Raw genomic sequence first — 13355 nt, forward strand, 5'->3', positions numbered from 1 at the left:
TAGAACTAACCTTTGCTATTTCTCTATTTATTTTTTTAGAGAAGCTTCATATTCTTTATACTCTTTATCTGTAGCTGGTACTTTAATTGCACCATCTGTAATTTTCTTTTCAAACTCTTCTACCTTTGTTAAAATTTCAGGGTTAACTTTTTTCACGTTGTCAGTTGTTTTTGCAATACCAACGCCGTCATCTTTTAAGCCAAACGCTTCTATTTTACCGCCTTTTAATTTACCGTCTTTCGCTTCTTGTGCAACTTTTTCAACAGCGATATCTACACGTTTTACCATTGAAGTTAATGTTACGTTTTCAGGCATACCTTCTTGGTTTTGGTCACGGTCAACACCGATTACCCAAACGTTTTCACCTTTTTTCTTACGGTTTTTCGCTTCAGTGAATACACCATTACCTGTACCACCAGCAGCATGATAAATTACATCTACACCTTGACCATACATTGCTGAAGCAAGAACTGTACCTTTTTCAGGTTTATCAAATGCTTCTGCATATTCAGATACGATTTCAATATTTGGATTTACTGCCTTTGCACCAGCTTTAAATCCATTTTCGAATTTACTAATTAAATCACTCTTCATTCCACCAACAAATCCTACTTTATTCGATTTCGTTGACATAGCTGCTACCGCACCTACAAGGAATGAGCCTTCATGATCTTTAAATGTAATGCTTGTTACGTTTGGTGCATCTACAACAGTATCAACGATTGCGAATTGTTGTTTTGGAGATTCTTTTGCTACTTCTTTAATTGCACCTTCTAATTTATAACCAATTCCGAAAGATAAATCATACTTATCTTTTGAAAATTTCTTTAAGTTCGGAATATAATCTGCTTCTTTTTCAGACTGTAGGTAACGATAATTTGTCTTTTCCTTTAAATCGTTATCTTTACCAAACTTTTTTAGCCCTTCCCAAGAAGATTGGTTGAATGATTTATCATCAACGCCTCCAACATCTGTTACCATACCGACTTTGAAATCTTTATTGTCTTTACTGTCTTTCTTGTCACTGCTCGCTTTATCCGAGTTACCACATGCACCTAAAACTGTACTTGCTGCTAATGTTAATGATAATAAAAGACCTGCTTTTTTCTTCATACTAGAAACCCCTCCTAAAATGATATATATATTTCTTCTTACGCTGCTGTCCCTTACTTCTTGCTGTCACCTCCCTAAAAAGGAACTTACTTACATACGTTTTCTTAATACGTGGAAGCTAAACTTATCAGCTCTAAAGTAATTAATAGAATATAAGATTGGCTCATCATTTTGATCATAGTGCATTTGTTTTAATACAAGCAGTGCTGTTTCAGGCTCACATTCTAAAATCGGTGAGATTTTCGGATGGTAACCAATCGGCTCAATATGAGCAACCGCATACGTTATGCGCTTATGCGTGTTATTATGTATCACTGTAAGTAATGATTCTTCATTGTAGCCCGATAAATCCGGCAATATTTCTTTTGCAAGTTTATCAATGCAATATACAACAGGTTCCCCATCCGCTGTACGCACACGCTCAATCATCACTGCATTAAAACCATCTTCACTATTAAACTTCTCTTTTTCTTCTTCGGTTAAAGTTGTTGTAGATGATGATAAAAAGATTGTTCCTGGTGTTTTCCCCACACTAGAAATCATATCTGTAATACTAGAAAGTTGTTCTATTCCAGAAGAAAATAATGGCTTTGCATTTACAAACGTCCCTACACCATGTCTACGAATGACAACATTTTCTTCTTCTAAAATACGCAATGCTTCCCTTAAAGTAGCTCTACTTACGCCAAGTTCTTTCGCTAAATCAAACTCTGATGGCAGCTTTTGTCTTTCTTTGTAAGCCCCATCTTTAATTTTTTCTTTGATGTGATCAATCACCCGTAAATATAGGTGACGACTATCGGATTTTACTGACATAAGACTCCCCCGCATTTCAATTATTCGACCTCTGATGTAAGACTTCTTTTCTCTTTTTTCAACTTACAACATAGTAAACATGACTAATTACTAAAAATAAACACAATTGTCGAATAAATATTAATAATTTTTTTAGATAAAATTTTCACTCTTTACTGCATAAAAAAAACTTTGCACCATAAACATTCCTCTTTTCGAGAAAAAGTTCGGCACAAAGATCCCTTACATCCTTTGTTACACACTTTTCCCCTCATAGTCTAGCAATTCATGGTTGCCAGGTAGAAACTTATGGACCTTATCTCCAAGATTATATGAGGCAGTGATTCTTTTCGAAGTAATCTTACCACTTGCTCTCATACGTGTCAACAAAATTTAACATTTTTCTACAATGAATATCGAACATTTATAAAAAGACACACTCATAGCATTCGTATTCTAAAGAATCGACTTGAATGTAAGCCCTTTCTTTCTTGTTGAATATAGTATATAACAAAAACAGTATATAAAAAAGCCTAATTGCAAAAACAATTAGGCTTTTTTTAAGAACTTTTTTCTTGTACATCATTAATGAGCACTTCTCTCGGTTTACTACCCTCATATGGACCTACTACACCGTTCATTTCCATTGCATCAATTAGACGAGCAGCTCGCGTATAACCTACTCTAAACCTACGTTGCAACATAGAAACAGACGCTGTTTGCATTTCCACTACGAGCTGAACTGCTTCATCGTATAATTCATCTTCAACTTGCTGCTTTGTCTCAGGGACATCTTGTGGAATCATATCCTCTTGATATTGTGCTTTTTGCTGTCCAATAACATATTCTACAACTCTCTCAACTTCATCATCTGATAAAAATGCACCTTGTACACGAACGGGCTTTGATGCACCAATTGGTATAAATAGCATATCTCCACGACCTAGCAGCTTCTCTGCGCCACCACCATCAAGAATTGTACGAGAATCCGTTTGAGAAGATACAGCGAATGCAATACGTGATGGAATATTCGCTTTAATAACACCTGTAATAACGTCAACCGATGGGCGCTGCGTTGCAATAATTAAATGAATACCAGCCGCACGAGCCATTTGTGCCAAGCGCATTATCGCATCCTCTACATCCGACGAAGCAACCATCATTAAATCTGCTAACTCATCCACAATTACTACAATATACGGTAATTCAGGTTGTTTCGCTTCCGATTGATTATTATGCGCTTTAATATAATCGTTATACCCTTCAATATTCCGCGTACCACTATGAGCAAACAACTCATAACGGCGTTCCATCTCACTTACAACCTTTTTCAAAGCTTGCGATGCTTTTTTCGGATCAGTTACAACTGGCGTTAACAAATGGGGCACACCATTATATACATTTAACTCTACCATTTTCGGATCGATCATCATTAATTTTACTTCATGCGGTTTTGCACGCATTAAAATACTAACTATAATCCCGTTAATACATACACTTTTCCCACTACCTGTCGCACCAGCTACTAGTAAATGGGGCATTTTATTTAAACGGGCCAATACAGCTTCACCTGTAATATCTCGTCCAAGTCCAATTAACAACTTCTCTTCTGGATGATTATTAGCCTTAGAGTCCAGCACTTCCCTAAGTGTTACCATAGAAACTTCTGAGTTCGGAACTTCAATCCCTACAGCTGATTTCCCGGGAATAGGCGCTTCAATACGAATGTCTTTCGCAGCTAAAGCAAGCGCTAAATCATCACTTAAACTAACAATTTTACTTACCTTCACTCCCATATCAGGATACACTTCATACTTCGTAACTGCAGGACCTCTGTGTACTTTTGTCACTTTCGCTTTCACACCAAAACTTTGGAATGTACGTTCCAATTTACGAGCATTTTCATAAATTTCCGCATTTTCATTTGTAACTTGCTTATTTTTTGGGAACTTTAATATATCAAGCGAAGGAAGCTTATAATCTTTATTTTCAACATTTGAAAATTGCATCGGTGGGGCACTTGTTTCCGCCTCTAAAGATTCCACAATTTTTTCTCCACGCTTTTTCTTAGGCTCTTCAATAGGTGGAGCTTCTTCAATAAACGGTGAAGTAATTGGATCTGTTACATGTTCTTCTTCCATCCGTTTACCCTCTTCTTCATTTACAGGATAATTCTCAGTGAAATTTGAAATAATGGGGGGATCAATTTGCATCTCTTCCATCGGCTCAATCACTTCTTCTTGCTCCACAGCACGTGCGTGTCTTGAACTTCTTGTTGTTTTTTTCTTTTCTGTTTGTTCAGCAATCCTTTTTGATCGCCAATCTTTATAATCCCCTTGTATAACTTGAAATTGACTTCTAAGAATTCTACCCACCGGGGCAAGAACTTCTCCAATATGCTTATTTGTTATACAAAGTATTCCAAGAATAACTAAAATAATTCCAATGATATAGGCTCCTACTTCATCAAATAAGAAGTAACATGTTGCGAACATGAGCGCACCAAACATCCCACCGCCTAAGTGAACGCTATCTGGCCCTTTTTTCATTTCAAGAAAGAAGTTATCTTTCGTACTCACAATAACAGAAGTATTTTGCACTGCTCCATCTTTCGTAAGAAGGTTAAATAATGTAATATGACTGAACATTAATATCGCCAATACAATTAAATAAAAACCGATTAACCGTTTATTTAAAAGGTTCGGCCATCCACGTTTTATAACAAACGAAACCGATAAAGCTATTACACCTAACACACCAATTATGTACCACTCACCAAAGAAGAAGCGAAAAAATAACACAAACGATTTCCCTACAACGCCTAGCTGTAAAATCGTAATGATTGAAAGTGCAAAAAGAGCCAAACCGACGATTTCATAATATAGAGTTGGCTTTATCGTACGTCTTGCCTTTGCCTTCGTCCCTCTTTGCTTTTGTTTTGCCATTTCTTCACCTCGTGTTCTACATATAAATAAGGACAACCTCTAAAAAACTCTACTTATATGTCTGTTTTCTCTATTCTTTCAGGTCTTTATATCTTCTATTTTTACACTTCTTGTAAAATGTTAAATAAACAGAAGAAAGCAGCCCCCTACTCATGGCTGCTCAACCGTCTTGTTTTTTATATTATACCATAGCTTCTGAACAAAATCCTTCTTTTTGCTAAAAGGTTATTTTCTGACCAGGCTCATACTCTAAGTAGTGCAATGGATTCGTACTTAACACACGCACAATAGAATAACACCCATGTTCCTCTTCAGAAACCATCAATTCAACACCATGTATATTTACAACTTTTTGACTTTCACATTGCGAATAATCGGCAGGGTATACAAGTTGCTCTGGCATAATTGTATATAGAATCATTGTAGCATCGTTCCTTCTGCATTATCATCTGCGCGAGTCTCTATTAATTCGTTTAGTTTTTGAAGTGCACTCCCAATGCCACCCACATCATCAATAAGACCATACTTCACTGCATCTCCACCAATTACATTCGTCCCAATATCTCGGGTCAAATTCCCTTTCGCAAACATAAGTTCTTTAAAACGATCTTCCGTTACTTTCGAATGTTTCGTCACAAATCGAATGACTCTTTCTTGCATTTTATCCAAATACTCAAATGTTTGTGGCACTCCTATAACAAGACCGGTTAAACGAATTGGGTGAATCGTCATCGTCGCTGTTTCTGCAATAAATGAATAATCAGTCGAAACTGCAATTGGTACACCAATCGAATGCCCTCCGCCTAAAACAAGAGATACCGTCGGTTTCGAAAGCGAAGCTACCATCTCAGAGATCGCTAGCCCTGCTTCAACGTCTCCTCCAACTGTGTTTAATATTAAAAGCAAACCTTCAATTTTCGGATTTTGCTCAATCGCGACAATTTGCGGGATAATGTGCTCATATTTTGTTGTTTTATTTTGCGGTGGCAACTGAACATGACCTTCCACCTGTCCAATGATTGTTAAGCAATGAATACGTGATTCATTCATTTGCGGCACATTCGTTTGTCCAAGCTGTTGAATTTTCTCCACTATTGAAGCTTCTTTCGGAACTTCTTTCGGCCCAGCTTCTTTTTCTTCATTTGTATAACAATCACGTTCTGTCATATCGCATCCCCTTTCACTCGTATATAACTATTATTTCTTAAGTTATAAATTTCATTCGATAGGGTTTAAAAAGAAAAAAGATCACCCGCAAAGGTGATCTTTTTTACACTTCCATAATAATCGGTAAAATCATAGGTTTTCTCTTTGTCTCTTCGTACAAGAACTGCCCTAATAATTCACGAATATTTTGTTTTAACATAGACCATTCAATTGAATATTCTTTAATTGATTGCTCAACAATCATGCGTACAATCTCTGTAGATCGCTCAATTAATGCTTCTGATTCACGAACATATACAAAACCACGTGAAATGATTTCTGGACCAGAGATAATTTTCTTTTCATCTTTACCAAGTGTTACAACAACTACTAATATTCCATCTTGAGATAACATCTTTCTATCTCGAAGAACGATATTACCAACGTCACCTACACCTAATCCATCAATTAAGACATTACCAGCTTGCACTTTACCAACTAAGTTTGCTTCATTATCACCAAAAGCAATTACATCGCCTTTTTCTACGATAAAGATATTTTCTCTTGTGATACCTACATCTTCAGCTAAATATGCATGTGCTTTTTGCATACGAAACTCACCATGTACGGGTACAAAATACTTCGGTTTCATTAAATTTAACATTAGTTTTAATTCTTCTTGACTACCATGACCTGAAACGTGAACTTTTCTTTCACCGTAATAAATAACTTCAGCTCCAGCTCTAAATAACAAATCAATAATTTTCGATACAGATATTTCATTCCCCGGAATTGGAGAAGCTGCAATAATAACAGTATCACCTTTACGAATTGAAATTTGTTTATGAGCTTGCTTCGCCATTCTAGAAAGTGCTGCCATCGGTTCCCCTTGACTACCTGTCGTTAAAATAGCTACCTTTTTCTCTGGGAAGTTGTCTACTTCTTGTAATGAAATAACCATACCTTCTGGAACATCTAAATAACCAAGACGTCTTGCAATGTCTACTACTTTCACCATACTACGTCCTACTACCGCTACTTTTCTTCCTGTTTCGGCAGCCGCGTCAAATACTTGTTGAATACGATGTACGTTCGATGCAAATGAAGCAACGATAATACGACCTTCTGCACCGTAGAACACTTTAGAAATTTCTACACCAACTTCTTTTTCCGAACCTGTATAGCCTGGACGCTCAGCGTTTGTACTATCAGATAATAAGCAAAGTACGCCTTCATTTCCGATTTGTGCCATTTTCCCAAGATCTGCTCCATTATTTCCAATTGGAGTTTGATCAAATTTAAAGTCTCCTGTATACACTACAGCACCTTTTGATGTATGGAAACAAACACCAACAGAATCCGGAATACTATGTGTCGTTCCAAAGAATGACACTGTTGTAGTATTAAACTCTACTGTTGAATTTGAATCGATTGTTTTTAAGTCCACACGGCCTAACATGCCCGCTTCACCAAGTTTTTCTTGTATAAGTCCTACCGTTAATTTCGTTGCATACACTGGAATAGATAATTTACGAAGTACATAAACAATTCCACCAATATGATCTTCATGACCGTGAGTAATAAATAAACCTTTTACTCGCTCTTGATTTTCCACTAAGTATGTAATATCAGGAATAACGATATCAATCCCAAACATTTCATCTCCTGGGAACATTAATCCTGCATCTACAATAAAGATTTCAGAATCAATTTCAACACAGTACATGTTTTTCCCGATTTCACCTACTCCACCAAGAGCAAATACTTTAACAGACTCATTCTCTTTTCTCTTCATGTTGTTGCCTGGTTTAAAAATCTTGCAAACACTGATTTCACTAAAATTGTAGAGACACCAGGGGAAACTCTACAACCACCATATATTCACCGTCCAAGACGAATGTCCTTACCGTTATGCGATATCATGTCCTTGTATATTTTTTAAACCAGGTTTCACCTCTCTTTCATTATATAAATCAAATATCTTATTCGATATGATATGAAAATTTAATTAAATTATAATTTCTTCCAATTTTGCTAAGCATACCCGTACTAAGCTACTTAGCCATATTATACCTGATACAAGAAATAGAACACAAGTTAAATTATATGAAAGACTAGATAAGAAGCTAAATTGAGGTTGTAATTTGCGAGGTTTTTTTCCACATACTACCTATTATTTTTTCTACTTATATAAGATATTAATGGAAAAATATACATGTGTGTTCTGTATATAAACATAAAGCACTATTCACTAAAAACACATGATCTCTATAATCAATTTCTAACCAATATTATGCCGTCCCCTTCTTATTACACCTCATTAACTATGCTGTTTTTACCACTCACGTATATTTAATCTAAATAAAAATGACCTAGTTTCACACTAGGTCATTTCTTATTAACGAGGAATAGATTGCATTACAGATTGTAACGTTACTCTTTCTTCTTCTGTTAATGGAAGAAGCGGTAAACGTACAGAACCTACATCTAATCCAACCATTTGTAACGCTGTTTTTACTGGCGTTGGGCTTGGCGCCATAAATAATGAATCCGTTACTCTTACAAGTAATTGATGTAATTTTTGCGCCTTCTTAAACTCTCCCGCTTGGAATGCTGTAATCATTTCTTGCATTTCATTTCCGATAACATGAGATGCTACTGAAACGATACCTTTCGCTCCAACCGCCATAGCCGGTAACGTTAAACCGTCATCACCGCTGTATACTGCAAAGTCGTCCGCTGTTTTTTCAATGATTGCTGTCATTGTTAGTACATCGCCGCCTGCATCTTTAATCGCAACAATGTTTTCTATTTCTGATAAACGAACAACTGTATCAACGGAGATTTGTACAATAGATCGTCCTGGAACGTTATATAGCATAACCGGAAGTGGCGTGCTTTCAGCAATCGTTTTAAAGTGCTGATACATTCCTTCTTGACTCGGTTTGTTATAATACGGCGCTACTAGCATAACTGCATCAACACCAACTTCTGTTGCCTTTTTAGTTAAGTCAACAGAGGCATGTGTATTATTGCTACCTGTTCCAGCGATTACGGGCACCCTTTTATCGACAACAGATACGACATGGCGATATAACGCTACTTTTTCTTCTGAAGTTAATGTAGGAGATTCACCTGTCGTTCCTCCTACCACGATTGCTGTTGTACCGTTATCAATTAAATAATTTACCAATTTCGTTGTCTTTGCAAAATCGATATTTCCGTTTATATCAAACGGTGTTACCATCGCAGTTGCAATTGTCCCAAAATCTATCATGGTCTCACTCCTTATTGTTCCAGTTGCTTTTCTTTTGAAAGCTCAAACGCACTATGTAATGCATTTACAGCCTCCACTAAATCAGTTTCTTTTACAAGAACCCAAATTGTCGTATGACTATCTGCCGATTGCAGAATTTGAATACCTTTTTCTGCTAAAGCTGTAACGATTTTCGCAGTAACCCCTGGGATTCCTGCCATTCCAGCTCCAACGATAGATACTTTGGCACAATGCTCTGTCACAATTGGCTCATATCCAAGTTGTTTCAACACTTCGACAGCACGAGCTGATACATTATCATTTACTGTGTAAGCTACACCAGTAGGAGAAATGTTAATTAAATCAACACTAATGCCTTCGTTTGCCATTTCTTTAAATACATGTTGTTGCAAATCATATGCCGTTTCTTTTGCAAGTACTTTAATTTGCGTTACGTTTGATACGTGGGCAATACCTGTAACAGGACGTTCTTCTACATCCTGCCCTTTTGTAGCACCATCGTATGCTGCAATAAGCGTACCTTCGCTATCAGAATACGTAGAACGTACACGAAGCGGTACTTTTGCATGCATCGCAATTTCAACCGCACGTGGATGAACGACTTTTGCACCTTGGTAAGCCATATTACAAATTTCGTTATACGTTACCGTTTGAAGATGACGTGCATCTTTTACAATACGAGGATCCGCAGTCATAACACCTTCTACATCTGTGAAGATATCAATAAATTCAGCATGAAGCGCAACACCTAATGCTGAAGCTGAAGTATCGCTACCTCCGCGTCCAAGTGTTGTCGTATCACCTTTTTTCGTTTGCCCTTGGAATCCTGTAACGACGATTACATCTAGATTTTCTAATTCTTCATGTATACGATCGCAATTCATTTCAACGATTTTCGCATTCGTAAAGTCATCATTTGTTACAAAACCAGCTTGTGCACCATTTAATGCAGCTGCTTTTATACCGTTCTCATTCAACATATTAGAGAAAACAATTGCAGAGATTAACTCTCCACATGATAATAATAAATCTTGCTCACGTTTAGAAATAGTAGATTCCTCTTGATTTACAAGACTTAATAACGTATCCGTTGCATACGGTTCACCTTTACGGCCCATAGCAGATACGACAGTAACTACTTTATATCCAGCAGCTAACGATTTTTTTATATGATGAAGCGCATGCTTACGTCCATTTTCATCACGTACTGATGTGCCACCAAATTTTTGAACAATTATTTTCATATTTTGCACCTTCTCTTAGCCGTTTACACTAATTGTAATTTTACTAAGCGCTCTGCAATTTGAACAGAATTCCATGCAGCGCCTTTTAATAAGTTATCAGATACGACCCAAAGATGGAATCCTTTATCGTTATTTAAATCTTTACGGATTCTTCCAACGAATACTTCGTTTTTACCTACTGCAGTAGCTGGCATTGGATATAACTGCTCTTCTGGATTATCTTGCAGAACAATACCTTCTGCATTTGCAAGTAAGCTCTTTAATTCTGCTACTGTTACGCCTTCTTTTTCTACTTCGATGTAAACAGACTCAGAATGCCCTGATACAACTGGTAAACGTACGCATGTTGCCGCTACTTCTAATTCAGGCATATGCATAATTTTTTTCGTTTCATTAATCATTTTCATTTCTTCAAATGTAAATCCATTATCTTGGAACTTATCAATCTGTGGAATCGCATTAAAAGCAATTTGGTAATGTTTTTTATCACCTGATACAGGTAAAACATTCGCCTTAGCTTCTTCGCCATTTAAGATTGCTTGTGATTGTTCATGAAGTTCTTCAATCGCTGCCGCACCAGCACCTGATACAGCTTGATATGTGGAAACGATTACTCGTTTTAAACCATATTGCTGACGAACTGGCTCAAGAGCTACTACCATTTGAATTGTAGAACAGTTTGGATTTGCAATAATACCATTATGTTCTTTTAAGTCGTTTTCATTTACTTCAGGTACAACAAGTGGCACGTTTTCTGTCATACGGAATGCACTTGTATTATCAACAACAATCGCACCGCGCTTTGCTGCTTCTGGCGCTAATTGTTTCGATACAGATCCACCAGCACTAAATAGTGCGATATCTACTCCTTCAAAACTTTCAGGAGTCGCCTCTTGAACTGTAAATTCTTCGCCTTTAAATACAAGTTTCTTACCTGCAGATCGTTTAGATGAAAGTAACGTTAATTTCCCGATTGGAAATTCTCGTTTCTCTAAAGTATTTAACATTTGTTCACCAACTGCGCCGGTTGCTCCAACTACAGCGACATGAAAAGTTTTTTGCTTTTCCATCACTATGCCCCTTTCTAGATACCAATCCTTCTATAACTTAGAATTAGAAGGAGTATACAATACCCCTTCTAATCTTAATAACGTTAATTTTATCATATTCTACAGTAAGAATGATGGTTTCATCAAAAATTGTCCGTTTTTTTTCGTTTTTTAATTCATATATCTGAATTTTTCTACGACAACCGGTTGCAATTGTTTTCCTTGTAGCGCTTCTAATACTGTATCTTCCAGTAGCTCCATACGAGCTACCATTGAGTTCGGTTTTTTCTCTGGTGCGTCTTGGCCGAATGGGACGAAGTAGATGTTTTTTGTGGCCATTAGGCGCATGAGATTTACCCCGTTTAATCCTAAAGCATCATTCGTCGAAACCGCCAATACGACAGGCTTACCATTTCTCAGCGTCGCTTTTGCTGCCATTAATACTGGAGAATCTGTCATTGCATTTGCAAATTTACTCATTGAATTTCCTGTTAGTGGTGCAATTACCATACAATCTAATGGAATTTTAGGTCCTAGCGGTTCTGCGCCAACGATTGAATTAATTGCTTTAAATCCTGTTGTTTCTTCAATCTTTTTAATCCACTCTGCTCCCTCACCAAATCTCGTATTTGTTGATTGAACAGTGTAAGAAACAACGGGACGTACTTCTGCTCCCTCAGCAATTAATTTCTCTAAATGAGGCATCACTTCTTCATACGTACAATGTGAACCTGTAAAACCAAATCCAATTCTTTTCCCTTTTAAATTCATTCCCCATTCTCCTTTCTTGCTATTACGTCTTCTGCTAATAACTGAGAAAGAACGTTCGCTAAAATTTGTCCTGCTGTTTTCGGAGCAACAATCCCTGGCAATCCAGGTGCTAATAGCGCTTTAACTCCTCTTTTTTCTGCGTATCTAAAGTCGGTACCACCTGGTTTAGAAGCTAAATCAATTACTAACGTATGAGCTGGCATTTTTGAAATAACATTCGCTGTCACAACGAGATGTGGAATTGTGTTAATCACAATATCCATATTTCCTACTTCTTTCTCAATGTTTTGCATATGAAAAGGAGAAAACATCATCTCTGTAATACGTGCAATATGTTCCGATCGTCTTGCTCCAACTTTGACGTGGGCTCCTAATGATTGAAATGCTCTGGCAACACTCATCCCTGTTCTACCAAATCCTAAAACCATTACATTGGACCCATGAATTGTATAGTCGGTATGTTGAATTACCATCATTAATGTGCCTTCTACAGTCGGAATAGAATTGTAGATTGCCACATCATCACGATCAAATAATTTAACAAGTTTTCGGTTTGTAGTAGATACGAGATTTTCCAAGTAAGGCGTACCAATACCTGAATATATAGTAAAGTGTTCTGGTGTATTTTCAATTTGTTCTTTCGTTATAGAAACTTTTTCATTTGAAAAAATAGTATCTACTTCTCCTTTGGCATTTGTACCTGCAACTGGCAAAATGATTGCATCTACAGAAGTAAAATCTAAATTTTGTATACTTTCTTTTGCTGCCCCTGTGAAGCCATGATCCAACTGATCAAACCCTATCAATGAAAGTTTCGCATCCAATTCAACTAGTTTACGAATTACTTCTAGCTGCCTTGCATCTCCTCCTATGACAGCAATATGCATCTCAGTCAACATTCCCTAATTCACCTTCTTTTTCTGTCATTTATAAGAAAAGTGCCTACTTTTTCTTTTTCCTCCACATCATATGTAATGTACGAGTTTGAGGTGATTGAAAAACAAAAAGTACATAT

At 36.8% G+C, this 13355-nt stretch carries 11 protein-coding genes and 1 riboswitch; all 11 genes read right to left on the reverse strand.

Annotation, left to right across the window (positions count from 1 at the left end):
• Positions 1-27 precede the first annotated feature (27 nt).
• Complete coding sequence (locus tag JDS95_RS03415; protein ID WP_000725766.1) at positions 28-1113, reverse strand: BMP family lipoprotein; 1086 nt, start codon at positions 1111-1113, stop codon at positions 28-30.
• A gap of 90 nt (positions 1114-1203) precedes the next feature.
• Positions 1204-1929: a GntR family transcriptional regulator gene (locus tag JDS95_RS03420; protein WP_000114182.1), complete on the reverse strand. Its 726-nt coding sequence runs from the start codon at positions 1927-1929 to the stop codon at positions 1204-1206.
• A 233-nt stretch (positions 1930-2162) separates the two neighbouring features.
• A riboswitch (purine riboswitch) is annotated at positions 2163-2264 on the reverse strand.
• 204 nt (positions 2265-2468) lie between these two features.
• Positions 2469-4853, reverse strand: coding sequence for a DNA translocase FtsK (locus tag JDS95_RS03425; RefSeq protein ID WP_085450617.1), 2385 nt, complete (start codon positions 4851-4853; stop codon positions 2469-2471).
• 217 nt (positions 4854-5070) lie between these two features.
• A complete protein-coding gene (locus JDS95_RS03430; protein ID WP_000605019.1) occupies positions 5071-5274 on the reverse strand; it encodes a YlzJ-like family protein in 204 nt (67 codons plus the stop codon).
• A complete protein-coding gene (tepA, locus tag JDS95_RS03435; RefSeq protein ID WP_199690291.1) occupies positions 5271-6020 on the reverse strand; it encodes a translocation-enhancing protein TepA in 750 nt (249 codons plus the stop codon). Before tepA ends, JDS95_RS03430 begins: the two co-directional genes overlap by 4 nt.
• Before the next feature lie 103 nt (positions 6021-6123).
• Positions 6124-7794 carry a ribonuclease J gene (locus JDS95_RS03440; protein ID WP_000823093.1) on the reverse strand — a complete coding sequence of 557 codons (1671 nt, stop codon included), beginning with the start codon at positions 7792-7794 and terminating at the stop codon, positions 6124-6126.
• 603 nt (positions 7795-8397) lie between these two features.
• Positions 8398-9276 (reverse strand): 4-hydroxy-tetrahydrodipicolinate synthase, encoded by an 879-nt coding sequence (gene dapA / locus JDS95_RS03445; RefSeq protein ID WP_000564770.1) that lies wholly within the window; start codon positions 9274-9276, stop codon positions 8398-8400.
• 11 nt (positions 9277-9287) lie between these two features.
• On the reverse strand, positions 9288-10520 hold the full coding sequence (dapG, locus tag JDS95_RS03450) for an aspartate kinase (protein ID WP_000692465.1): 1233 nt from the start codon (positions 10518-10520) through the stop codon (positions 9288-9290).
• 23 nt (positions 10521-10543) lie between these two features.
• Positions 10544-11590, reverse strand: a complete 1047-nt coding sequence (gene asd / locus JDS95_RS03455) for an aspartate-semialdehyde dehydrogenase (RefSeq protein WP_000414844.1) — start codon at positions 11588-11590, stop codon at positions 10544-10546.
• Between the two features lie 150 nt (positions 11591-11740).
• A complete protein-coding gene (dpaB, locus tag JDS95_RS03460; protein ID WP_001049477.1) occupies positions 11741-12340 on the reverse strand; it encodes a dipicolinate synthase subunit B in 600 nt (199 codons plus the stop codon).
• Entirely contained in the window at positions 12337-13239 is a 903-nt protein-coding gene (gene dpaA, locus JDS95_RS03465) for a dipicolinic acid synthetase subunit A (RefSeq protein WP_000954741.1), read from the reverse strand. Before dpaA ends, dpaB begins: the two co-directional genes overlap by 4 nt.
• Between the last annotated feature and the right edge of the window lie 116 nt (positions 13240-13355).

The organism is Bacillus cereus group sp. N24, assembly GCF_016483345.1.
GTDB lineage: Bacteria > Bacillota > Bacilli > Bacillales > Bacillaceae_G > Bacillus_A > Bacillus_A toyonensis.

Bases quoted from the DNA above. Each gene is read 5' to 3' on its own strand.
- JDS95_RS03415 (WP_000725766.1), bottom strand. From the start codon at position 1,113: ATGAAGAAAAAAGCAGGTCTTTTATTATCATTAACATTAGCAGCAAGT.
- JDS95_RS03420 (WP_000114182.1), bottom strand. From the start codon at position 1,929: ATGTCAGTAAAATCCGATAGTCGTCACCTATATTTACGGGTGATTGAT.
- JDS95_RS03425 (WP_085450617.1), bottom strand. From the start codon at position 4,853: ATGGCAAAACAAAAGCAAAGAGGGACGAAGGCAAAGGCAAGACGTACG.
- JDS95_RS03430 (WP_000605019.1), bottom strand. From the start codon at position 5,274: ATGATTCTATATACAATTATGCCAGAGCAACTTGTATACCCTGCCGAT.
- tepA (WP_199690291.1), bottom strand. From the start codon at position 6,020: ATGACAGAACGTGATTGTTATACAAATGAAGAAAAAGAAGCTGGGCCG.
- JDS95_RS03440 (WP_000823093.1), bottom strand. From the start codon at position 7,794: ATGAAGAGAAAAGAGAATGAGTCTGTTAAAGTATTTGCTCTTGGTGGA.
- dapA (WP_000564770.1), bottom strand. From the start codon at position 9,276: ATGATAGATTTTGGGACAATTGCAACTGCGATGGTAACACCGTTTGAT.
- dapG (WP_000692465.1), bottom strand. From the start codon at position 10,520: ATGAAAATAATTGTTCAAAAATTTGGTGGCACATCAGTACGTGATGAA.
- asd (WP_000414844.1), bottom strand. From the start codon at position 11,590: ATGGAAAAGCAAAAAACTTTTCATGTCGCTGTAGTTGGAGCAACCGGC.
- dpaB (WP_001049477.1), bottom strand. From the start codon at position 12,340: ATGAATTTAAAAGGGAAAAGAATTGGATTTGGTTTTACAGGTTCACAT.
- dpaA (WP_000954741.1), bottom strand. From the start codon at position 13,239: ATGTTGACTGAGATGCATATTGCTGTCATAGGAGGAGATGCAAGGCAG.